Source organism: Butyricimonas sp. BSD2780061689_150309_C8 (genome assembly GCF_015560935.1).
Lineage (GTDB): Bacteria > Bacteroidota > Bacteroidia > Bacteroidales > Marinifilaceae > Butyricimonas > Butyricimonas paravirosa.
The window spans coordinates 55039-78605 of the sequence record NZ_JADMSV010000009.1 but is presented as its reverse complement, the minus strand read 5'-3'; the positions used below and the strand labels follow the sequence as shown (position 1 = coordinate 78605).

The following is a 23567-nucleotide window of genomic DNA, read 5'->3' as shown; positions in this document are numbered from 1 at the left end:
TGAGGAATAAAAATACCGGAAAGTGTTAGGACCACGATCCGGTAATCACTCCCGAAGAAGTATTTAAGTATCACTTAATTTACAAATGTATGAAAAAAAGTAATGTCTTGTGGCTTGTTTTGTCAAAAAATAAGCAGCAACAATTGTCGAAAATTATGAAATTGACTTGGATTTTGTGCGTCTGTTTCGTGTGTTCTCTGTCTGCAAACGTGATGTCGCAGCAGAGAGTGAACATGAATCTTGGGAAGACGTCAATTAAAACGGTTTTTGAGGAAATTCGACGGCAAACGGGAAAGATCATTATCTATAATGATGATCGTTTAGCCTTGGAGCGGGTGGTGAAGGCCGATTTTAAGGAGGCCGACGTACGGGCCGTGCTGGATAAGGTGCTGGCCGGTAGCGGGATGACTTATCGTTTCGTGGATGATTATATCGTTATTGTTCCCGAGGTGAAGACAATGCGGGATAGTACGGTGAAGCAATTCCAGATAAAGGGGAAGGTGACGGATAAAAAAGGTGAGGCGATTCCCGGGGTAACGGTACGCTTGGATAGTACTAGTTTAGGTGCCGCGACAGACGTGAACGGGGAGTTTTCATTGACGTTATCGATGGATAAGGGAACACTTGTTTTCTCCTTTATCGGGATGAAAACGCAGAAGGTGAAGTACACGGGACAGAAATATTTGAACGTGGTGATGTTGGAGGATGCTCAAGAAGTGGAAGAGGTTGTTGTCAATGGTTATTTTTCTAAGAGCAAGGAAAGTTTCACGGGTAACGTGGTTTCTGTGAATAAAGAGGAGTTGGCCAAGGTGTCGTCCAATAATTTGATTAGTGCTTTGCAGGTGTTTGATCCTTCTTTCCGGCTGCGTGAGAATGTTGACATGGGATCGAACCCGAATAGTTTACCTGATTTTCGTATTCGCGGTAATTCCGGTTTCGGGGTGGAAGGCGTGTCTGAGGCCACATTTAGGAATGATCCGAATTTACCCACTTTTATCTTGGATGGTTATGAGGTCGATGTAGAAAAAATCTTTGACTTGAGTATTGACCGGATCGAGAACGTGACCATATTGAAGGATGCTTCGGCTACAGCTATCTATGGTTCTCGGGCGGCAAACGGGGTCGTGGTGGTGACAACGAAAGCTCCAGAAGAAGGAAAGTTGAGAGTGTCCTATAATATGAACATGGCGATCAATGCTCCGGATTTGTCTGATTATAACTTGATGAATGCCAAGGAAAAATTGCAGGCCGAGTTGGATGCCGGGTTATATGATTCGGATGATCTTTATACCCAGCAGTTGTTGCGAATGGATTATGCAGAGCGTTTGGAACGAGTGAAAAAAGGGGTAAACACGTATTGGTTGTCTCAACCTTTGCACGTTGCTATCGGACACAAACATTCCTTGTATGTAGAGGGGGGGGACCAGAGTGTGCGCTACGGGATTGACGTGAATTATCAGGCTAATCCGGGAGTGATGAAGAAATCTTCGAGAGACCGGTTTGGGATAGGTTTTTTACTCTCGTATAATTTGAATAACAAGTTGTTGTTCCGGAATAAGCTGACCGTGGATAAGGTGAAAGCGAAAGAATCACCGTACGGGTCGTTCAAGGATTACGCCAAGGCGAACCCGTATGATCAGATTTATGACGAGGATGGGAATCTGATTAAATCGTACCAGCCGCACGTGAGTACTAGCAATCGTTTCTTGAATCCATTGTACGAGTCAACGTTGAATCATAAAGATAACACGACGTACACGGAGTGGACGGATAATTTTGATTTTGACTGGTTTATCAGCGAGCATTTCAGGTTGAAGGCCAGAGTGTCATACTCGGAACGTACGGATAAGCAAGAGAAATTCACGGACCCGGAATCAGCGATTTACAATGAGTCTGACTATCAGGATGGAGAAGGAATTTTGAAGAGAGGGGAGGCGTATAGTTTCCAAGAGAAGAGTTCTAACTTGGATATGAACGTGGTGTTCAGTTATAACCAGCAGTTGGGGAGTCACTTTTTGAATGCCGTGTTGGGAGGTAATGTTATCGAGACCCGGTTTGCGAACGAGTCATATAGCGTGATCGGTTTCCCGTCAGGTAGTATGGATTACATTTCTTTTGGTAAGGAGTTTAAGGATTTAACCCCGGAAGGGGGTGAAGGATTATCCCGTTTGGTAGGTTTGTTTGTAAACTTGAATTATACTTGGAATAATATTTATTTACTGGATTTATCCGGTCGTCTGGATGGATCGTCAAAATTCGGCTCCAAGAAGAGATATGCCCCGTTCTGGTCGGCAGGTATCGGCTGGAACGTGCATAATGAAAAGTTTTTTGAAGGGTTGAAAGGTGTGATCAATCATTTGAAACTTTCCGCGAACGTCGGGGCGACGGGTAAGGCTTCTTTCGAGGCGTACGAGGCACAAGACGTGTACGAGTATTACAAGGGACAATGGTATGCCGGCGGTTTGGGGGTGATCATGAACAACATGGGAAATACAAACCTGCAATGGGAAAAGACACACACGTTTGACGGGAATTTTGAAATTCAGTTTTTGAATGGATTGGTCAGTGCTAATATGAACTACTACGTGAAGACAACGAAAGATTTGCTTGCAGATATTACTTTACCGCCTTCTTCAGGTTTTGAAAGTTACAGGGATAACTTGGGAGAGCTGGAGAATAAAGGATATGAAATTTCGTTGAGAGGATTCGTGGTACGGGATAAGGATTTAATCGTGAATGTCTTCGGATCGATCGCGCATAATAAGAACGTGATTAAAAAGATTTCCAATTCATTGAAAACGTACAACAAGAAAGTGGATGATGAGCAGGATAATTACGAACCGGGATGGGGTGAAGCGATAGAGACAGCCAAACCTCAGGTACAATTTAAAGAGGGACAGTCAACTACGGCGATTTACGCGGTAAAATCCCACGGAATAAACCCGATGAACGGGAAAGAGGTGTTTGAGGATTTGAAAGGTAACTTGACTTATGAATGGAGTGCTGCCAACAAGATCGTGTGCGGGGACACGGAACCCAAGGTATCGGGAGCTTTTGGTGCCAATGCGGACTGGAAAGGATTTAATATTAATGTTAGTTTCTTGTATCAATGTGGAGGACAGGTGTATAACCAAACGCTTGTAGATCGGGTGGAGGATGCAAATTTGAGTTGGAACGTGGATCGCCGGGTGTTGCAAGGCAGGTGGAAAGAACCGGGAGATCACACTTTCTTTAAAGATATTAAGAACCGGGATCGGACGGAGGTTTCTTCTCGTTTTGTTCAGGATGAGAACGTGTTGCAATTCAAATCATTGTCATTTTCTTATTCTTTCCCGACCGAGTTGATTCAAAGATGGAGCTTGGAACGTTTAAAATTGACATTCCAGATGGAAGATATTTTCAGAATATCTAACGTGAAACGGGAACGAGGTCTGGATTACCCGTTTGCTAGAATTTTTAACGTGGGATTACAGGTACAATTCTAATCCTGTAGAAATGTAAAATAATGGATGATATGAAAAAGAGAATATTGATTATTTTTACGTTATTCGTGTTTGCTGTGACGAACAGCAGTTGTGATAGTTGGCTGGATGTGACCCCGCAAGCACAGGTGAATGCAGAGAAATTGTTTTCTAAACCCAAGGGGTTCGAGAATGCCTTATATGGTATATATACTTCGATGACGGATGCATCTTCGTATGGAACGCACATGACATTCGGGTTGATGGATGTGTTGGCCCAGTATTATGATGTTTACCAGGACAAGTATCATCTTCTTTACGAGGCGTCCCGGTATAATTATAAAAATTCGAATTCTCAAGATGTGATTAAGAATTTGTGGTTAAAAAATTACAATAGTATTGCGAATTGTAATGTTTTATTGGATTACTTGAGCGAGAAGTCCCCCTCGTTTTTTGAAGGTGAAGAGTATAAGTTTTTGGTTGCGGAAACGAAAGCATTAAGGGCTTACTTGCATTTCGACTTGTTGAGAGCATTTGCCCCGTCATGGAAGGAGAATTCGGAGGCTTTGTGTTTGCCTTATGCCGATAACTTCACGGACCGGGTGCATGGTCAAAAAAAGACGAGCGAGATCGTTCAATTGATTCTGACGGACCTTGATAGCGCCCGGATGATGTTAAGTACGGTTGATCCGGCTCGGGAAGAGAGTTTTAAGGAGATGTATAACCATTACGTGACGGAAATCGGGAATGATTTTACAACGGCCCGGGCATATCGCATGAATTATTGGGCAATTACCGGGTTGATGGCCCGTGTGTATCATTACATGGGGGATGAGAGAGCTTACACGTATGCCCAAGAAGTTATTCAGGCCGGGAAAGACGGGTTCTTCCCTTTCACCGAGGAAAGTGCGGTGAGTGCCCCTTTGAAGAGTCGGGATGTCGTGATGCAAAACGAGATTCTGTTTGCTTTGAATTATGCTGGTATTCATGATTTGTGGTACTCTTATGACGCCTCTCAAGATAATTATTACACGATAAATGATGTTACTTCCATTTATCCTTCTTCTGATGATTTCCGAAAGGAATATTTGGTAATCACGAATAGTAACGGGTATGATATATCGGTTAAATATGCGGATGTGGATTCTGAAAATGGCGGGAAAGTTCCGATGATCCGTTTATCTGAAATGTATCTGATTGCCGCGGAGAGCGGTTTTAATGCCCATAAGGAGGTTGCTATCGGTTTACTCGAAGAATTGCGTAAAAACAGGGGGATAGCCGGGGAGATTTCAACGACGATTACTTATGATAATTTCGTGAAGGAGTTGACGAAAGAGGCTCGTCGGGAATTTATCGGGGAAGGTCAGTTGTTTTACTGGTATAAACGTTTGGGATTACCGGTTGATCAGGGGAGTACCACGATAACGCTTGAACCGTCTCAATTCTGTTTGCCATTGCCGGCCACTGAAGTAGAGTTTGGCGGGCGTAAGGAAGATTATTTAAATAATAAGTAGTAGATTAATATTTGGCTATGAAAATATTATATGTAATTATCATGATGTTGTTTCTTGGAATGATGTCATGTTCGGAAGATAACCTGAAAGGGTATTCCAGTAGTAACTATATACAATTTGATAAGTTGTCAAAAGATAGTACCGTTTTCTCGTTTGCTTATGATGAGACGCTGGAGTCGGGAACGGTAGCTTTGAAATTAGTGATGATTTCGCCTCTGGTAGATCGTGACCGGAAGTATAACGTGAAGTTTTTGCAGGATGAAAGTTCTGCCCAAGCCGGGGTGGATTTTGAGATGCCGGTGGAAGAACAGGTGATTGCGGCGAATGATTCGGTTGCTTATCTGAATGTTACCGTAACGAGAAACGAGGCTCTTAAAGGGAGTGTGCTAGCGGTTTTTGAGGTGCAGGGGTCAGATGATTTTATGCCGGGAATCGAAGCGAATCGGAAAGGACGGATTTTTATCACGAATCAATTAACTCGTCCGGGGTGGTGGAATGACTGGCACGAGGCGAACGGGTTGGGTACTTATTCGGACTTGAAATATCAAACTTTTATTCGGGAAATCGGGGTGACGGATATGACGTTAGAGGCCGACGGGGGAGAGATGAATTACTCGACGATGCGGGCTTACGTGCTGCAATTCAAATATTGGTTGCAAGAACATCCAACTGAAGATGAGGATGGTAGTTTGATGAAAGTGGCAATGAGAGGTTAATATTTAAAGATGAAGTTATGAAGAGATTATTTATATATATCATCACGGTAATGGCGTTGTTCGCTGCCGGATGTTATGAAGATAAAGGAAATTATGACTATGAGACCGTGCCGCAGGTTTCCGTGAGCGGTATAGAGAAAAGTTATGATTTTTACGTGGGGTCACAGGAAACGATTACCCCAACCGTGACCTGGACAAATGGCAAGCCGGATAAGGTTTCTTATGCTTGGAGAATAAACAATAAGGTGGTTTGCGAGGAAGAAAGTCTGAATTTTGTTGTGGGTGACCTTCCCGTGAAAGCTGGATTGTATGCCGAGTTTACGATTACGAATGAGGATTTAGGGGTAGAGTATATCAACCGTTTTAACGTGTCGGTTTATTCCACATATTATTCCGGATGGATGCTCTTGGCGGATAAAGGTAACGTTTCCGAGTTGTCCTATGTTCGGGATGATGGGGGCCTTTATGCGGATATTTATAAAAACGTGAACGGGACGGATTTGGCCGGGGGTGCTTGTGCCTTGATGGAACATTGGTTGCCGACATCAGAAGAGATCGGACAGATTTTCGTGGCTTGTCAGAACGGACCGGAATATTCTGTGGAATTGGATGGAAACACGTTTAGTAAAATGGTCGCCACGAAAGATGAGTTCGTGGGGGATGTACCCAAGGATTTCAAGCCTATGAGAATGAATTGCGTGACGAATTACGATTATCTTATCAGTAATGGTAAATTGTATGTGCGTAATATTCAAGCATCATATGATGCTCTTTATCAGGATGGTCTGTTTCCAAATTTCCCTTATCCGGGTGATTATGAATTAACGAATCTGGGCATTCGGGGAAACCTGCTTTTTAGTAATGATATTATCTGTTTTGATAAGAAAACTTCAAGTTATATGCTGGTGCGAACCGGGGAAATGAAACGATTTGATTACACGAATGATTCGGAAAAGGCATTTATCCCTTACGATATGGGGAAAACGGTGCTGGATGGAGGACCGATCTCGACAGAAACCCCGACGGATGAGTTCCTGACGGTTCTGAAATCGAATTCGGAAAACAAGGCATACGTGCAAAAATTCCGATTCTCTGGATGGGGAGCGAAGACGTATCGGTCGATCTCGGAGGTGGAGTTTCCTGATCCTTCAATCATCAATGAGAATACGAAATTTGCTGTTTGCCAGAATCGTCCTTACGTGTATATTGCATCAGGTAACGTGCTGTATGTTTATAATCACAAGGATAATACGGTAAAGCCATTACGTTCTGATTTTGAGCGGACGATTCGGGATATTGCTGTTTGTCCCACGAATTATGAACGTTTGGGTATTGCTTTGGAGAATGCGGATGACACGTCGAAGAGTGACTTTATGGTACTGGATGTTTCGGTCGTTGGGGATGGAAAAACTCTGGAAGGAATGGAATTTATCGGAAAGTTCGGTCGTGTGGTGGATTTAATTTATAAGATAGGTAATCAGTGGGATACTTATTAATAAATCAGTATTCTCCCGCTTAGCGGGGGAATACTTTAATGTATAGGTGATGAAAGTATGTAAAAATGTATGGCTATTGGTTAGCTTGCTATGCCTGTTTTGTGCATGTAAAGAACGGGAGCATGATCGTTTCACGATTTCTGGGGAGATGAAGGGATTGCCTAAAGGTGTCGTGAAGTTGTACACGAATCCGCCGGGAAATGTTTTATTGGATAGTTGCGAGGTTAAGGATGGAAAGTACTTTTTAGAAGGGAAGATCACGGAGCCTCAGGCCGGTCTATTGTTTTTTGACATGGAACCGCAATACCAGCGATTGGGGGCCTCGATGGTGGCTATATTTATAGAGCCGGAGGATATGAAGGTGTACAGCGAATTGGATGAGGTGAAGAAAACGTTGAAGATTACTTCAGCCCCGATTAATGAAGATATTCACAGGTATAATGTTTATTTGAAGTCTTTACCGGAGAAACAATTGGTTGCAGAGTTTAATGGAAAAATCCAGATGGCTTTTGCCGAGGCTAGGATGGAAGAAGTACGAGAGATGAGTCGAAAGCGAGATTCGTTGCAAATGGTGATTATTGACCGGTTGTTTGCTTTTGGGCCGGGAGTTTCTAAAAGTCCGGCAGCAGCTTATTTGGTGGCTCAATTGTCCGCATCTCTGGATGTTGTGCAAAGAGGGAAGATCGTGGAGAAGTTTGACCCGAGTTTAACTGATTCTTATTATCTGAACGGAATGCAAGAAAGCGTGGAGCGGGAAACGGCTTTACAGCCGGGAAAAGTCTTCCCAGATTTTCAGGTGTTTGATAAAGATGGTAGGAAGTACACCTTGGCTGATTTCCGGGGAAAATATTTATTTGTTGAATTTAGTGCATCCTGGTGTGGCTGGTGTAAAAAAGAGCTCCCTTTTATTCGTAAAGCATATCACGCTTTAAAAGATAAAAATGTTGTTTTTGTAACGATGATGATGGATAATCGGAAAGAGGCTTGGTTACATGAGATCAAAGAGTATAATATCGAATGGTATTGTTTGTCTGATTTGAAAGGGATGAAAAACAGTCCTTTGGCTAAAGCATATAATTTGGGAGGGATTCCAGACTCTTTCGTGGTAGATCCGGAAGGGCGAATCGTGTGTCGGGACTTGAGGGGGGATGAAGTATTGGAGACATTATCTACCTTGTGTAATTAATGGAAAAAATTATGTATAAGATATTAATCGGTTTGTTTTTATCTGTATTGTGCTTGCAGGCAAAATGTCAGATACAATTTGATGAGGGAAGTTTCACGGAGGTTCTGACAAAAGCAAAACAGGAAAAAAAGATGGTGTTTATGGATTGCTACACGAGTTGGTGCGGCCCTTGTAAAATGATGGTGCAGGATGTTTTTAGCCGGGAAGACGGGGGACAATTTATGAATACGCATTTTGTAAATGTTAAATTGGATATGGAAAAAGGGGAGGGGCGGGAATTGGCTAAGAAGTATCAAGTGAAGGTTTACCCGACTTTTTTGATATTGAATGAAGATGGAGAGGTGATTCATAAAATGGTGGGAGGAATGAAAGCAGAGGAATTTTTACAGAATGTGCAAAATGGTATTGGAGAACATTCTTTGTATTCTTATGAGAAGAGATATGTCAACGGGGAGCGTGATCCACAATTCGTGTATAGTTATATAGAGACTTTGGCTAGGGCTTTTATGAAAGAGCGGATGGAAGAGGTGTTGCACGAATATTGGGGGACATTGACCGATCAAGAGAAAAGTGGTAAAGAAAATTGGATGCTCGTGAAACGATTCGTGAAGAATCCGTCGTTACCAGAATACAAGTATCTTCTGGAATATAAAAAGGATTTTGATGCAGCGGTTAGTAAAGATAGTGTGGATCGTAAAATATACGACGATTTGTTCCCGTTGATTGTGAATGATTGTAACGAAATAATTTTTCATGATAAAGTGAATGCAGTTCAACTTTTAGATACATATAAAACGTGTGTTGCTCAATCGGAAATTGTCGGACAGGATTATTTGTTGGATATAGTGGAGTTTACCAGAGCCTTTTTGTCTGGTGATTTGAAGAAAGCATTGAAAATGTATGATAAGAAGTTTTCTCGTTTGGATAATGATGCTCGTTTTGATGTAACTTTACAATTAAATGGAATGTTGATTCGTAAGGGAGATGCAAAAATGTGTAAGCGAGGATTGGAATTGATAGAGAAAACGATGAAAGATTGTGGGTGGTCGGTGGATGATCCTTTGTTTGCAGCCGTGGTTTCCGGATTGAAAGATAAATTTAAAGATAATAAAGATGAATAGATTATTGATTTTGTTGACAGGATGTTTGTTCTGTTTTTCGTGTGCATCCAAAACGGATGGTTTTAAGGTAAAAATGCGCTTGGAAAATGCTCCGGAGTGTGAAATTTTCGTGAGTGAAAGGGTTCCGAATCCTACCCAGTGGTATATAGATACTTTGAAGTTGAAAGATGGCCAAGTGGTTTACACGGGTAAGGTGGATTACCCTCGTTTGGTTTCTTTCGTTGTTAAGAAGAGAGAAGATGATTTTGTGGGTTCTTTCAGTATATTTTTGGATAATAGTGAGGTTGAAGTTCAAGGGGATTTTAATAATTTGAAGAGTCTAACAATTACTGGGAGTAAAACACATGATGAATTTGTTGCCATAGAAAAGAACGGGCAAGAGTTTATGAAAGAGTATGGCAGAATCGGTTACGACCGGAGTAAGGCGTTTAAAGATAACCGGACTTTATATGATTCTTTAGCAGAGCCTTACAAGCAGGCTTATGATAAGGTGGTGGATTACATTCTGAATCTTCCGGGGTATGCACGTAGTGAGGTGGCTCCTTATTTTGTTTCGGAATATATTAGTGCTGATAATCTTCCCTTGATGGAAAAAGCGCTGAATGCTTTCGATGTTTCTTTAGCCGAGAACGCATATATCGCTAATTGCCGGGTAAAATTAGAAAAGGAAAAACGGGTACAACCGGGAGTGATGGCGTATGATTTCACGTTAGAGGATTTGGAGGGTAATACTTACAAATTGTCAGATTATAGGGGAAAATATGTATTGCTGGAGTTTAGTGCATCTTGGTGCGGATGGTGTAAATTGGAGATACCTTTCCTTGAAACAGTTTATAAGAATACGCAAGATAAGAATTTTGTAATGTTTACGATTAATCTGGATGACGAGCGAGGGAAATGGGAGGAAGATGTAAAACATTATAATTTACCGTGGAAGGTTATTTCAGATTTAAAAGCATTTGAAAGTCCCGTGGCGAAGAGTTATAATGTGAGTGGTATTCCGATGATTTATCTGATCGATCCGGAGGGAAAAATAAAGGAGAAAGGATTACGTCGGGAAGAGATGATCGAATATATAAATGCTTTGTTTGAGTAATTTAATAACAGGGGGAAAACGAGATTTGAAAGTTTTCCCCTATGTTATTTTAAGGGAGAAAGAGATGATATAGTTGTTTACAAGATTGTATCGGACTTTGTAATGATTCAATTATTGTGTATTTGAATATTTCGGAGGAATAGTTACTTTTGTAGCACTATGAGTGCTATTATTCAGACCAATAAAGACTTTGAAGTATTCTTCCGGGAGAATTTTCCATCCGTGTACGCTTTCATGAAACGCTACACGGGGGATGATGAATTAGCGGCAGATTTAGCACAAGAGACTTTTATCCGGGTTTATGAACGGCGGGATGAGATTGTTTCTGTTGATTACGGGAAAGCTTTTTTATACACGGTTGCACGTCATTTGTACTGGAATCATTGTAAGCATCAACGGGCGAAGGAAAATTATTTTGCGCAATTGGATGAGAGTAACGTGGACGATTACGATTTCTTGCAGGAGGTTACCCGGCAGGAGACCATGCGAATGTTATATGTTGCTATTGACCAGTTGCCACCACAGACTCGTAACGTGATCCTTTTGAATTTGGAAGGGAAAACGAACCCTGAGGTCGCGGAAGAATTAGGTATTTCCGTGAACACGGTGAAGTGTTTGAAAAAGTCGGCTTACGAGACATTAAGGGGGGCCCTATCCCAAAATTACTTTGTGATTTTGATGTTCCTGTTAGGGGAGTAAATGTTAAATCTTTTCTTTTTTTGAATTTTTTTCTAGTTTGACCTACCCACTTTTCATTTGAAGTAATCTCTATGATAAAATTACAAATGTAAAAGTATGGATTTACTAAAAAAACGTTTGGATATTGCCCGGCTTATTGCCGAAGAGTTGATCGGAACGATTGATGACAAGGATCGGGTCGTGTTGGCCCGTTGGTTGGATGAGGACGAACGACACCGGGGGGAATATGCGAATATTTTAGAATCATTAAAGGCTGGGAACGAGGCTTGGAAGGATCAGGAGCGGGGGAGGCAGTTAATGGAATCCCGATGGGGGACAGTGAAATCTCATACGGTTCGGAAGACTGACCGGTGGATTACGTGGAGTAAGTATGTGGCGGTTATCGTGTTATTTGTGAGCATTGGGATTTTTTGGCTTGTAAATGAAGAAAAGCAGGAGGTGGAGAATGGTACTGTTGCCCAAATTGAACATGGTAGCATGAAAGCGCAGCTTGTACTTGCTAATGGGAAAAAGGTGGATTTGAGGCCAGAAACAAGTTTGCAACTAGAAGAGGTGGGAGGTACTCGAATTTTGACATCAGATAATAGGGTAAAGTATTCGGGGAAGGATTCTTTAGCCGGACAATCGACAGAAGTAAAGTATAATACGTTGATCGTGCCGCGAGGAGGTGAATTTTCGTTGGAATTGGCAGATGGAACTCGGGTGTGGTTGAATGCGGAGTCGAGGTTGCGTTATCCGGTGGCTTTCACGGGTAAGGAGAGAAAAGTTGAGATGGAGGGAGAGGTTTATTTTGAAGTGGCAAAGAATAAGGAAAAACCTTTTATTGTAACCGTGAATGGGGTTGATATTCGGGTCTTGGGAACAAGTTTTAATGTTTCGGCTTATCAAGAAGAGGTGGTGGCCACGTTGGTCGAAGGAAAGGTGCAGTTGAAAAAAGGTAATGAACAGGTTATTTTATCGCCTAACCAGCAAGCAATATGGTCTGATGACGAGTTTAGAGTGAAACAGGTAGATGCCCGTAATTATGTGTTATGGAAAGAGGGGATTTTTTATTTTGAAGATGTTGATTTGGAGACAATTCTGGATGATATGGCCCGCTGGTATAACGTGAATGTTTTTTATATGAACCCAGCGTTGAAAGAGATGAAATTCTCTGTCGAGATTAGACGTTATGGGGATATAAACGAGATCCTGAGAAGAATAGAACAAACTAAACGTGTAAAATTTGAAATAAAAGATAGAACTATAAACGTGTATGAATAAAAAAAGACAGACAGCACCCCCATGCTATCTGTCCGAATACATTCAATATTTAATTCAATGTAAAACTCAAGAACAAAGTTATGAAAAAAAAATGTAATTCTGGTGGTCTTATGAAAATAAGGCTGCGAAAAACATTGTTGGTTATGAAATTTTTGTGCTTTTTTTTCTTGTTGTCTGTTTCGGTATCAGCAGCAAGTTATTCACAGAATGCAAGGTTTACTCTGGCATTGGAAAATGTTGCGTTGACGGATGTTTTTTCGACTATCCGGAAAAGTAGTGAGTTCACGTTTATCTATAATATGGATGACGTGAGGAATATCCGGGTAAAATCAATAAACGTACATGAGGCTACTATCCAAGAGATTCTGGATGAAGTTCTTCGAAACACGGGGTTCGTTTACCAGATTGAAGATTATGTGATCGTGATTCAACCTCAGGAAACGAAAGAAGAAAAGAAATCCCTGCGATTAAAAGGGTGGGTCCGTGATAAGAAAAAAGAACCGCTACCAGGGGTGACGGTAAGAATGGTGGGGGTGAGCTTGGGAACGGCAACCAATGCCCAAGGATGGTTTGCGATAGATTTACCTGTGACGAAAGGGGAGGTAGAGTTTTCTTTCGTGGGATATAAAAAACAGAAAATCGCTTTTACGGAAAAAACGGATACGTTGCAGATCGTGATGGAGGAGGATATGCATCAAGTAGATGAAGTAGTTGTGACGGGAATTTTTAATAAGCCGAAAGAGAGCTTTACGGGGGCTGTGACTGCGATCTCAAAAGAAGATATAAAAATGCATTATTCTCGTAATATCCTTCAGACATTGGCGAATATTGACCCAAGTTTACGTATTATGCAGGATAATAAAAATGGTTCCAACCCGAATGTATTACCAGAAATACAATTGCGAGGAGCTTCTTCTATATTAGATATTACAGATTTAGAAAATCAAACGTCTCGTCCTGAATATAATCGTCCGTTGTTTATCATGGATGGTTTTGAGGTTGATATGGAACGGGTTATGGACCTAAATGAAAATGAAATAGAAAGTATCACGGTATTGAAAGATGCGGGAGCGACTTCTCTTTATGGTTCCCGAGGAGCTAATGGCGTGATCGTGATTACAACGATGAATTTTCATCCGGGGAAATTGAAAATAATGTACGAGGGACGTGTCAATGTACAAATTCCAGACTTAAATACATACGATAATTTGATGACGGCAAAAGAGAAGTTTGAAACAGAGAAAATGTATGGGGTATGGGATAAAGCGAATATGGGTTTTTTACTTCCTAATGGTAAAACTCGTCAAGAGGCACACGATGAGATAGAGGCTGCAATTGCTCGTGGAGTGAATTATGATTGGATAAAATTGCCAACTCGGACAGGTGTTGGACAAACTCATATTTTAAGATTTATGGGTGGTGAGGATGCTTGGACTTATGGTGTTGATTTGTCGTACCAGTCTACGATTGGTGTTATGAAGGGGTCCGAACGTATAAATTTTAATGGTACGATGAATTTAGGGTATCGTAAAAACAAGTGGAATATCCGAGAATCTTTGTCTGTTGGTGTGAATAATAATCAAGATTCTCCTTATGGAGATTTTTCGAATTATGTGGGAATGAATCGTTATTGGGTGCCATACGACGAGGAGGGGAAGCCGATTGATTATTTTTATCATCCACTTTTGACTTATGGTGGCATGGATAATCCTGTGTATGATAAAGAGGTCGGTGTATGGAATAAGACCAAATATCTAAATATCCGTAGTAATACTCAAGTGCGTTATGATATTGTTCCTAACCTGCAAGCTGCGGTGACTTTTGGGATAAATCGTAAAGCTACTACCATGGATACGTTTTATCCACCAAGTCATAAAAACTTTGCTACAATAACAAATTTGGAACAGAAAGGATCATATGCAAGGGGTGAAAGAGAAGAGACAGAATGGCAATTACGAGGAACATTAAACTATGCGAAAACTTTTAAGGAAAAACATATGCTAACAGTGGGAGCAAGTGCAGAGATTTCCGAATCGACAAGTGACTTTGTACACTGGACTGCAACCGGTTTTGTTGCTGATAATGTGGATCATCCAGGTATGTCATTAGGGTATCCGGCAACAGGTGGAACGAGTGGAGATAAAAGTAAAACTCGTCGGGTTTCAATGAGTATGTCTGCCAACTACTACTATGATCAACGTTATTTTATAGATGCTTCTATTACTTATAATGGTGCTTCTTCTTTTGGTGAGAATAGTCGTTTTTCACCTTATTACTCTTTTGGTGGAGGATGGTTGATGAGTAATGAATCGTTTATTCAAAATAATCTTCCGTTTATTAATAACTTTCGCTTACGCTATTCTGTCGGAATTACGGGGAATATGACTTTTTCTCCAGAAGTTGCCATGGAAGTGTTTAATCGTAATTCGGCATATGTTTATTTAGGTGGCATTTGTTGGACGATGGGGTCTTTTGCAAATCCTAATTTGAAACAGCAAAATACGTTACAGCATAATGTTGGCTTTGATCTTAGCTTATTTAATAATCGGACGACTATAATATTTAATTATTATAATAAACTGACAAATAATACATTGACTGATATGAATTTGTCGATTTCACATGGATTTGATCGGGTGAAGGGAAATATAGGAGAAATTCGAAATGAAGGATATGAATTGTATGTTAGTGTTGAGGCATATCGTAATATGGATAAAGAAATAAAGTGGCTTTTCAATGCTAATTTCAGTCGGAATAAAAATACTGTTGTGAAGTTGTCAGAAGGTTTTAAGAGATTAGCTTCAAGGAAATTTACAGAGATGGGGCAAGGGACTGAATATATAAAATATCAAGAGGGGCGTTCTTTGGATGCACTTTATGGACTACGAACGGTGGGAGTAGATCCTATGTCTGGTCAACGGGTATTTTTGAAAGCTGACGGGGTAACAACAACTTTAGAGCAAAATGCAGAAGATTTGGTATATTTAGGGGAATCTCAACCGAAGATAAATGGAACGTTAAGTACAACATTCGCTTGGAGAGGTTTTAGTATGACAATTGGATTTGGTGTGAAATGGGGAGGTAAGCAGATAAATACAACAGAATTGAACAAGGGAGAGAATATTTTCTTAAGCAAAAATCTTGATCGCCGAGTTTTAAAGTATGGTTGGACTAAACCGGGAGACCAAGCGCGTTATAGAAATCAGTATGGTAGTGATTATAAAGAAAATACATATACTTGCGATGCATTTGTCCAAAAAGACAATGTGTTCCGTTGTAATGATATTAATCTGCGGTATCAGTTTGGACAAGGCTGGTTGAAGAGATATATTGGGTTCGAAAGTTTATCCCTTTCGGCAAGTTTGTCTGATATATTTTATTTCTCAACCATCGAACGAGAGCGGGGAACTGCATATCCATTTTCGATAAATCCTAATTTTTCAATTTCGTGTACATTTTAAATTTCTAACGTATGAAGAGAAAAATATATATGATTGGTCTGTGGAGCGTACTTTTGTGTTGTGGATGTTCTGATTGGTTGACAATACAACCGGAAACATCTGTAACCGCAGAGACTTTATTTAAAACAGATGTTGGGGTAACTCAAGGATTGAATGGGGCATACTATATTGGAAAGGATGTTTACGGGCCAGTGGGGAGATTTGGTGGAGGAGGAAATTATACTTTTGTTGAAGTGTTGGCAAATACGTATTTGGTTTTTGCTGGTAGTAGCAATTATTTGTATGCAAATCATCTTTGGGAGCAGATGAATACTCAGGATGAAGTTAATGTTGAGATTTTTAGACTGCCTTATAATGTAATAGCTAATCTTAATTCTTTAATTAACGAAATGGTGAAGAATCAAGATGGAATTACCCCCAGCGTATATAATATCGTTAGAGGAGAAGCTCTAGCTTATAGGGCATGTTGCCATTTGGATTTATTGCGTCTTTATGGTCCAGTACCCTCTGCAGCTGATGTAAGTAAGACTTATCTGCCTTATGTGCGAATAAATGATGTCGATAATTATGAATATCATACATTTAACCAGTATATGGATTATCTACAAGCAGACTTGGATAGCGCTGAAATGTTTTTAGCAAAATCTGATCCTGTATTATCTGTATCTTTTGAGTCAACTAATTCCACGTCGATCACTTGGCCTTATCGTAAAAGTCGTATGAATTATTATGGTGTATTGGCATTACAAGCACGAGCCGCCCTATGGAGAGGGGATAAAGACAAAGCTTTACGTTATGCCCGATTGGTTAAAGAGGCGTTAAATGAAGATGGTACTTCGAAATTTACATTTACTACTTTCGATGATGATGTTTCTGATTATACACGTACGGATTTGTCTCATTACTCGGAACATATTTGTGGGATAAAAAATGAAACCTTTGATGCCTTGTCAATTAGTTCTCCTTGGAGGGGAGAGTCTTTGTACAACACAGAGGCTTATTTAAAAGAATTGTATGGTGAAGATTATGCGACTGATTTGAGATATGTACATTTCTGGAAAACGAATGGAGGTTGGAGTTGGGATGCCGATAAGGGAGAATATGTTTGGGTTGCGACTTCAATTACAATTCACAGATATGATGATTTTAGACCTTCGTTATCGTCTCCTCATAATTTCCCAATAGTACGTTTACCGGAGATGTATTTCATTATAATGGAATGTGGAACGTTAGCAGAAGCCAATAGTGTTTATGAGGAATATTGTAGGGCAAGAGGTATTGATTATGTTCCATTAGCAGAATCTAATCGTCAAGAGAGAATAATGTTAGAAAGTATTCGGGAGTATGCAGGAGAGGGACAAAACTTTTTTACTTATAAACGAAATAATGTGAGACGTATGGTTGGTGCAACAACAGATTGTTCCGAAGAACAATATATTGTACCTATCCCAGATAAAGAGTTTAATGATGTAAAATAATTCTTGATTATGAATAAGTTATTGGTAATTATAGTATGTTGTGTGAGTCTATTCAGTGCTTGTACGGAAGAGAAACCAGGTTTTTATAAAGGGAAAGATGGTGTTTGTTTTTATTGGGCTGGGAGTATGTACGACTCAACACCTTACCCTGATTCTTATGCGGAAGGACTTTTGTCGTCGGGAAAATTAAGGGATACTCTTTATTTTAAGCTATGGGTAATGGGAAATATTAGTACCCATGATCGTCGTCTCGTTTTAAAACAAAGTGTACTTTCCTCAACGGATAGTAGTTCTTATGCAAATAAGAATGTGGCCGTGGCAGGGGTAAATTATGTTGCATTTGATGATCCGGAAATGGAAAAATTTTTGATTATTCCACCTGATTCCTCTTATGTTTATATTCCTGTTATCATGACATATGATCCTACAATTGCTGGAACAAGGCAAGATTTTCGCTTACATTTTGAAATTGTACCGACTGATGAACTCCCGATTATGGATTCGAGATTTTATCGGGCAACGGTGACATTTTCTCAGCGAGAATATTAATTGACTTGATTTTATAGGATAATGGTAAAAGAGTTGTTTTTTGTAATAGATTGATGAAGTATGAAAAAATTCATATCGTTGTATGTTTGTATGTTTTTGATAATACCAGTATTTGCTCAAACAAATTTTCAAAATTTAAGTTTGGAGAAAGCGTTGGAAAAGGCTAGTGATGAGAATAAATTGGTATTTGTGGATTGTTACACTTCGTGGTGTGGGCCGTGTAAAATCATGGCGAAAGAGGTTCTACCCTTGAAGGAAGTGGGGGATTTTTTGAACGAGCGTTTTGTGTGCGTGAAATATGACATGGAGCAGGGAAAAGGACCGGAAATTGCGAAAAAATACAATGTGGAAGCTTATCCTACGTTTTTGTTATTGAATGTGGATGGTAGCTTGGTTAATACTATTGTGGGGATGACTTCAACGGGAAATGAATTTGTTTATAAGGTGAAGTTGGCCTTGGGGGATATTTCTACCGTAAAGATGGATTCTTTATATGCAGCGGGGAATCGGATGACTCGTTTTGTGCTATCTTATTTGAAAGCGCTAGAGGCAACGAAACAGTATGAGAAGGCAAAAGCGGTTACTACTGATTTGATGAAGAGTTTAGGTGATGGTCAGAAATCGTATATCACCTATTGGTTCTTGTACGAGAATCCGGAAATATCACCTGTGGGTTCGGAGAATATAAATTATTTGTTGAGTCATGTGGATAATTTCCGTAAAAGTGTGGGTGTTGAGCCTGTGAATGCGAAGTTAGCTGCAATGTTTGAAACTCAGTTGGAAGATATGATTCGTGGGAGAAATAAGGAGACTGATGTTGCAGAGGTGGAAGTAATCGAGAAGAACATGAAGGCTTGTAATCTGCCGGATAAGGATTATTTGTATGATTATGTAGCTTTGTTGAAGGGGATGTTCTTGGCAGATACGGACATGGCTTTTGCGGCCATTATGAAGATTTACCCTATGATGAAAGAGGAAAAGTTGAGTTATTTGTATTTTCGCCCGATCACTTTCTTGAAAGAGAAATGGAATGAGCAGCAGAAGAAGGATTTGGTTGCGCTGTCGTTGTCGTTGTCGCCTAAGGTAGAGAAAGTCGTGTTGCAAGACGGGTTGAAGTACTTTGCCAGGGAGATTGAAAAGTATTAATTTATTGAAAATAACAGCTTGTCAAAATATTTTTGACAAGCTGTTAAGTTTATAAGTACTGTTATGAATAAATTATTTTTGCATTTTTGTTGTGTTTACCTTTGTTTGGATGGACGATGAATGAGGGGGATACGAAAGTTTTGAAAAAAGGAGATATGTGTCCGAGATTTGTATTCAAGGATGTCAATGGAAAAGAGGTTTCGTTGGCTCAGTATTTAGTTTGTTTATAAAATTAATGGGTATGAAATTTGTTTATATACAAGTATTTGTTTTACTATGTTTTGTCGTATGGAGTTGCCAAGGAGTGAAGGGGAAATATACTTTGACCGTGATGATGGAAACTAATCCGCAAAATAAATTGTTCGTGTTTTATAAAGATGGGAGTGATAGCATTCGGGTGGATTCGGCGATTTATATGAATGGGAAATTTGAATTGAAGGGACGGATACCTTACCCACAACGGGCATTGGTGCGTATGGATCAAAAGAATCCAACTTTCTTTGAGGATGCAGTTCGGTTCACGGATGATGCTATGTTTGTATTTCTTGAAGAGGGAGATATACAAGTGTCGGCTGAAAAGACGTTGAGAGGGGCTAGAGTAAGCGGAACGCTATCAAATGTTGATTTACAGGTATATACGGATAGTATCAGCTTTTATCGAGATTGGTTGGATGGATACCGAAAAAGATATGGTGAAGCGTACCGTAATCGTGATGACGTGGCTTTTATCAGTTTAAATAGGGAGAATACTTTGATGGAAGGCAGGCTATACGAGGTGGAAAAGCGTTTTTTTGACCAGCATCTGGGATCACTTGTTGCCTTAGATTGGTTGGGAAGAACGTATAATATAGCCCGAGAAAAGTCAAAGATTATTCCCTTGTTTGAAATGTTGGATGAGGAGGTGAAAAATTCTGAATTAGGGCAGAGATATAGGAAACTCTTGGAAGAGACGGTCTCGGTGGAGATGGGAGGTATTGCTCCAGATTTTACAGCTAAAAATATAAATGGAAGAGACGTTTCGTTGAGTTCTTTCCGGGGGCAGTACGTGTTACTGGATTTTTGGGCGTCGTGGTGTGGACCTTGTCGTAAGGAAAATGTGAATGTGCTGGAAGTGTATAATCGTTTTAAAGATAAAGGGTTTACGGTAATAGGGTATTCTCTGGATGGTTCTGAAAAAGCATGGTTGAGGGCAGTGGAGAAGGATGGGATGCCTTGGGAGCAGTTGGCTGGGATGAATGGAGTGAAGGTCGATGCCTCAAAATTATATGGTGTGGTGGCTATTCCTAGTAATTTTTTGCTTGATCCGAAGGGAAAGATCGTGGGTATAGATTTGAGGGGTGAAGAGTTGGAGAAGGCTTTGGAGCAAATGTTTGAGGACTAGGGGGAAATCAGTAAGAGGATGTTTTAAATTGTTCGGGAATTACACTTTTTTAATAAGGTGTAATACCTCTTTTGAGAATTTGAAATGTCATGTACACGAAACGAAGATTATTGAATTAAAATAGATTAGTATGAAGATGATAAATTATTGGCGCAAATTCTTGAGTATCGGTTTGTATTTGGTCGTATTCGGTACCGTAGCGTGTCAAGGACAAAAAAACGAAAAAGAGGTTGTGTATCGTGATTATACGCACATGGAGGCAGATCTGTTGGATTCTTTGAAACGGGATGAGGTAAAAACGTTATTCCGTGGGGTGCATGTGTTACGGCAGCAGGCTCAGCAGGTAAAAGAGAGTACTCCGGTCTGGTTGGTACCTCAACGGGTGGAGAAGAAAAAATTGAGCCCACAAGATATGATCGAGAAGAGAAGGGGCAGCGTGTTGACTGTCAACAAGTATCATCGTGCGATGATGCATCCGGAAGGAGTGACAGGCTGGGCAACGGCAGTCGTGTTATCGAACGACGGGATTTGTGTCTCGAATTACCATGTGTTTTGGGAATTTCTGGACTCAACAGCTAAGTTGAATCCACGGGATAGTATTATGTTTGTTGCCACGGAAGAGGGGAGAGTATACCCGATTACCGAGATCTTGAGTTTTAATAAAGCTGCAGATGTGACTTTCTTCAAGATTGATACACGGGGAGATATGCTTACCCCGATACCATTGGGAAATGACCTCCCGGCGGGGACAGGGGTACATTTGTTAAGTCATCCGGAAGGATATCCGTATGCATACACGAACGGGGTGGTTATGCGAACAACGACTTCTGACGCTAAAGATCCCTTTGCACGCCGGATGGAACTTACGGTTGATTACGCCAAGGGGTCAAGTGGGGGACCGATCATGGATGATTGTGGAAACATGGTGGCGATGGTGTCTAGTATACGTGCGATATTTTATTCTAATCAGCCGCCTTATAGTCAGCAGATGAATGTGAAACTGACAATTCCTGTGAGTTCATTGAGAATGTTGATGCAGGGAAAGAATGAATAAAACTAGTATATATTCGAAAAAATATTTACCTTTGTCATGTATTATTGTAGGTATATCGAATGAAAGTTTTTGTGAAATATTGCGTGTTGCTTTTGGTGGCAGTAATCTATCTTGGACAAGGGATAGATTCTACTCGTTATTTAGCAAAGGCAACGGGGCAAGAGCGACTTGTTTCACATGAGAAGGATGATTTTGAACGGTTAGCCATGCTGACGGCGATGAACGGAAATGCATTACCGGTCAACACTGTTCAGGATGTAACAAATGTGCAACCGACTTTTCGTTATTTGCAAAAAAATAATATTTCTGTTTATTTAGAAGAATATAAAAGGGTTTTTACTCCTTATTTTAGGTATATTGAAAACGATTATCTCGACTCTTTTGCGTTAAAGCAGGACGTTGGATACTATGTCTTTGCGTTGCGCGAAATCATTGTATGATTTTGGGTTTATTTGTAAAAACGCTACTCGTTAATTATTAGCGGGTAGAGTTGTGTCTTGACTGAATTGTATTCGGGAACAAGAACATACGCATGAATATGTGGAAAAAATAAACTATTTAATTATACAAAAATTATAAAGTCATGAGTGATAGTAAATTTGAATATATCGATGATGTTCTCTTGAATGTAGATAAAGATAAAATAGAAAAAAAGAAAAAATCTCCTATAAAGCCTTTGGCATTGTTGATCTTGGGTGCTGCAATCCTTTGGTATGGTGCGAATTATATTAACACGGCTCAGAGTGATACGCTTTCTTCTGTTGTTATTATGTTCGGTTTAGGTGTTGCAGCATGGGGAGTCGTGGCATTTTTGGTAAAGAAAGAGCGTTACGTTTACAAACCAACAGGAAAGGTGTTGAAGAAACATAAAGTGTATGTGGCTGCAAATCAGTCCTCACGATTGTATGATATTTTGGAGCAAAATAGGTATGATGATTTACAATCATTGACCCGTTCCGGACAATCTAATTTAAGCTTGGAGGCTTATTGTAGTGAAGATGAACAATATGCTTTGTTACAAGTCATGGAATTCATTCCTTACAATGACGTGCCGATGACTCCTGTCAAAGTATGTGAGGGGACTCAGGCGAAACAAGTAGCTTATTTCTTAAAATAATACTCTGAACTATTAAGTATTCCAGAGTTTCCACGAATAATCGGCTTGCAGATGGAGCATCTGTAAGCCGTTTTTTATTCGTGCTCCTTGTTGCTCTCCACGGTGCATGAATTCGGTTATTTCCGGATTATAAATAAGGTCGAAAAGATAATGATTTGAGGAGAGAAGATGATAAGGAATGTCCGGACAATCGGTTACATACGGCCACATCCCCACGGGGGTTGCGTTAATAATTAAAGGAGTGTTGGGTAGGTAACGGGCAACTTGGTTGTAGGAGATTTCAGAGGAAGAATGGGGGGTACGGCTAACCGTGAATACTTCTATTCCCAAAGAGGCAAGTGCATTCCGGACGGCTTTGGACGCTCCGCCAGTGCCTAAAAGTAAAGCTTGTGTAGGCGGTGTCTGGATAAATTCTAATAAAGATTCTCTGAAACCTAAGATGTCAGTGTTGTATCCGGTTAGGATGGAACCGGAAATCGTGTGTTCTACTTTCACGGAATTAACGGCTCCGATTTTTCTGGCATCCTCGCTGATATGGTCTAAATAGGGAATGATCTTCTCCTTGTAAGGGATCGTGACGGCAAATCCTTTTAGCGAGGGGGTTGTTTTAATGACTTGTAGTGTCTGTTCAATATTATCAGATTCGAAGTTCACAAATTCTGCATCTATTTTTTCTGCCTTGAACTTCTCAGTGAAGTAAGTCTTTGAAAATGAATGTCCCAAAGGAAAACCGAGTAATCCGAAAAGTTGCATGAGAGTTTATGTGGTTTATGAGTTTTATCAGGTTTAAAAAGTTCGGAAGATACATAATTCCCTATGGGATACTTTG

General features: G+C 40.3%; 18 protein-coding genes. 17 read left to right on the top strand and 1 reads right to left on the bottom strand.

The annotated features are described in order from the left end of the window. The first annotated feature begins 89 nt into the window (after nt 1-89). The 17 genes from I2I33_RS09415 to I2I33_RS09335 all read left to right on the top strand — a co-directional run bounded on the left by I2I33_RS09415 (nt 90) and on the right by I2I33_RS09335 (nt 22738). Entirely contained in the window at nt 90-3485 is a 3396-nt protein-coding gene (locus I2I33_RS09415) for a SusC/RagA family TonB-linked outer membrane protein (protein ID WP_087421692.1), read from the top strand. A 29-nt stretch (nt 3486-3514) separates the two neighbouring features. Continuing rightward, nucleotides 3515-4975, top strand: a complete 1461-nt coding sequence (locus I2I33_RS09410) for a RagB/SusD family nutrient uptake outer membrane protein (RefSeq protein WP_162613823.1) — start codon at nt 3515-3517, stop codon at nt 4973-4975. A gap of 17 nt (nt 4976-4992) precedes the next feature. Continuing rightward, complete coding sequence (locus I2I33_RS09405; protein WP_087421694.1) at nt 4993-5691, top strand: DUF4843 domain-containing protein; 699 nt, start codon at nt 4993-4995, stop codon at nt 5689-5691. Nucleotides 5692-5708: 17 nt separating this feature from the next. Then, nucleotides 5709-7187: a PKD-like family lipoprotein gene (locus I2I33_RS09400; RefSeq protein WP_087421695.1), complete on the top strand. Its 1479-nt coding sequence runs from the start codon at nt 5709-5711 to the stop codon at nt 7185-7187. A gap of 49 nt (nt 7188-7236) precedes the next feature. After that, nucleotides 7237-8373, top strand: a complete 1137-nt coding sequence (locus tag I2I33_RS09395; protein WP_195666795.1) for a TlpA disulfide reductase family protein — start codon at nt 7237-7239, stop codon at nt 8371-8373. 11 nt (nt 8374-8384) lie between these two features. Next, a complete protein-coding gene (locus tag I2I33_RS09390; RefSeq protein ID WP_162613824.1) occupies nt 8385-9494 on the top strand; it encodes a thioredoxin family protein in 1110 nt (369 codons plus the stop codon). Next, nucleotides 9487-10590 carry a TlpA disulfide reductase family protein gene (locus tag I2I33_RS09385; protein WP_087421698.1) on the top strand — a complete coding sequence of 368 codons (1104 nt, stop codon included), beginning with the start codon at nt 9487-9489 and terminating at the stop codon, nt 10588-10590. The genes I2I33_RS09390 and I2I33_RS09385 overlap by 8 nt, the downstream gene beginning before the upstream one ends. Nucleotides 10591-10749: 159 nt before the next feature. Beyond that, a complete protein-coding gene (locus I2I33_RS09380; protein WP_087421699.1) occupies nt 10750-11289 on the top strand; it encodes an RNA polymerase sigma factor in 540 nt (179 codons plus the stop codon). A 96-nt stretch (nt 11290-11385) separates the two neighbouring features. Continuing rightward, nucleotides 11386-12552 carry a FecR family protein gene (locus tag I2I33_RS09375; RefSeq protein ID WP_087421700.1) on the top strand — a complete coding sequence of 389 codons (1167 nt, stop codon included), beginning with the start codon at nt 11386-11388 and terminating at the stop codon, nt 12550-12552. A 143-nt stretch (nt 12553-12695) separates the two neighbouring features. Further along, nucleotides 12696-16013 carry a SusC/RagA family TonB-linked outer membrane protein gene (locus I2I33_RS09370; protein ID WP_162613825.1) on the top strand — a complete coding sequence of 1106 codons (3318 nt, stop codon included), beginning with the start codon at nt 12696-12698 and terminating at the stop codon, nt 16011-16013. Between the two features lie 11 nt (nt 16014-16024). After that, nucleotides 16025-17491, top strand: coding sequence for a RagB/SusD family nutrient uptake outer membrane protein (locus I2I33_RS09365; RefSeq protein ID WP_087421702.1), 1467 nt, complete (start codon nt 16025-16027; stop codon nt 17489-17491). A gap of 9 nt (nt 17492-17500) precedes the next feature. Continuing rightward, nucleotides 17501-18040 (top strand): hypothetical protein, encoded by a 540-nt coding sequence (locus I2I33_RS09360; protein WP_087421703.1) that lies wholly within the window; start codon nt 17501-17503, stop codon nt 18038-18040. A gap of 60 nt (nt 18041-18100) precedes the next feature. Further along, entirely contained in the window at nt 18101-19186 is a 1086-nt protein-coding gene (locus I2I33_RS09355; protein ID WP_229128251.1) for a thioredoxin family protein, read from the top strand. Nucleotides 19187-19427: 241 nt separating this feature from the next. Next, nucleotides 19428-20567, top strand: a complete 1140-nt coding sequence (locus I2I33_RS09350; protein WP_162613826.1) for a TlpA disulfide reductase family protein — start codon at nt 19428-19430, stop codon at nt 20565-20567. A 130-nt stretch (nt 20568-20697) separates the two neighbouring features. Next, nucleotides 20698-21621 (top strand): serine protease, encoded by a 924-nt coding sequence (locus I2I33_RS09345; protein ID WP_229128250.1) that lies wholly within the window; start codon nt 20698-20700, stop codon nt 21619-21621. A gap of 59 nt (nt 21622-21680) precedes the next feature. Then, the gene (locus I2I33_RS09340; RefSeq protein ID WP_087421705.1) at nt 21681-22061 is read left to right on the top strand and encodes a hypothetical protein; all 381 of its coding nucleotides are present in this window, start codon (nt 21681-21683) and stop codon (nt 22059-22061) included. 143 nt (nt 22062-22204) lie between these two features. Further along, the gene (locus I2I33_RS09335; protein WP_087421706.1) at nt 22205-22738 is read left to right on the top strand and encodes a hypothetical protein; all 534 of its coding nucleotides are present in this window, start codon (nt 22205-22207) and stop codon (nt 22736-22738) included. A gap of 12 nt (nt 22739-22750) precedes the next feature. Here the strand turns inward: I2I33_RS09335 and I2I33_RS09330 are convergent, their stop codons facing one another. After that, nucleotides 22751-23491 (bottom strand): shikimate dehydrogenase family protein, encoded by a 741-nt coding sequence (locus I2I33_RS09330; protein ID WP_087421707.1) that lies wholly within the window; start codon nt 23489-23491, stop codon nt 22751-22753. Nucleotides 23492-23567 lie beyond the last annotated feature (76 nt).

What these genes read in the sequence shown, in the direction of transcription:
- I2I33_RS09415 (WP_087421692.1), top strand. Translation starts at nt 90, where the DNA reads ATGAAAAAAAGTAATGTCTTGTGGCTTGTTTTGTCAAAAAATAAGCAG.
- I2I33_RS09410 (WP_162613823.1), top strand. Translation starts at nt 3,515, where the DNA reads ATGAAAAAGAGAATATTGATTATTTTTACGTTATTCGTGTTTGCTGTG.
- I2I33_RS09405 (WP_087421694.1), top strand. Translation starts at nt 4,993, where the DNA reads ATGAAAATATTATATGTAATTATCATGATGTTGTTTCTTGGAATGATG.
- I2I33_RS09400 (WP_087421695.1), top strand. Translation starts at nt 5,709, where the DNA reads ATGAAGAGATTATTTATATATATCATCACGGTAATGGCGTTGTTCGCT.
- I2I33_RS09395 (WP_195666795.1), top strand. Translation starts at nt 7,237, where the DNA reads ATGAAAGTATGTAAAAATGTATGGCTATTGGTTAGCTTGCTATGCCTG.
- I2I33_RS09390 (WP_162613824.1), top strand. Translation starts at nt 8,385, where the DNA reads ATGTATAAGATATTAATCGGTTTGTTTTTATCTGTATTGTGCTTGCAG.
- I2I33_RS09385 (WP_087421698.1), top strand. Translation starts at nt 9,487, where the DNA reads ATGAATAGATTATTGATTTTGTTGACAGGATGTTTGTTCTGTTTTTCG.
- I2I33_RS09380 (WP_087421699.1), top strand. Translation starts at nt 10,750, where the DNA reads ATGAGTGCTATTATTCAGACCAATAAAGACTTTGAAGTATTCTTCCGG.
- I2I33_RS09375 (WP_087421700.1), top strand. Translation starts at nt 11,386, where the DNA reads ATGGATTTACTAAAAAAACGTTTGGATATTGCCCGGCTTATTGCCGAA.
- I2I33_RS09370 (WP_162613825.1), top strand. Translation starts at nt 12,696, where the DNA reads ATGAAATTTTTGTGCTTTTTTTTCTTGTTGTCTGTTTCGGTATCAGCA.
- I2I33_RS09365 (WP_087421702.1), top strand. Translation starts at nt 16,025, where the DNA reads ATGAAGAGAAAAATATATATGATTGGTCTGTGGAGCGTACTTTTGTGT.
- I2I33_RS09360 (WP_087421703.1), top strand. Translation starts at nt 17,501, where the DNA reads ATGAATAAGTTATTGGTAATTATAGTATGTTGTGTGAGTCTATTCAGT.
- I2I33_RS09355 (WP_229128251.1), top strand. Translation starts at nt 18,101, where the DNA reads ATGAAAAAATTCATATCGTTGTATGTTTGTATGTTTTTGATAATACCA.
- I2I33_RS09350 (WP_162613826.1), top strand. Translation starts at nt 19,428, where the DNA reads ATGAAATTTGTTTATATACAAGTATTTGTTTTACTATGTTTTGTCGTA.
- I2I33_RS09345 (WP_229128250.1), top strand. Translation starts at nt 20,698, where the DNA reads ATGAAGATGATAAATTATTGGCGCAAATTCTTGAGTATCGGTTTGTAT.
- I2I33_RS09340 (WP_087421705.1), top strand. Translation starts at nt 21,681, where the DNA reads ATGAAAGTTTTTGTGAAATATTGCGTGTTGCTTTTGGTGGCAGTAATC.
- I2I33_RS09335 (WP_087421706.1), top strand. Translation starts at nt 22,205, where the DNA reads ATGAGTGATAGTAAATTTGAATATATCGATGATGTTCTCTTGAATGTA.
- I2I33_RS09330 (WP_087421707.1), bottom strand. Translation starts at nt 23,491, where the DNA reads ATGCAACTTTTCGGATTACTCGGTTTTCCTTTGGGACATTCATTTTCA.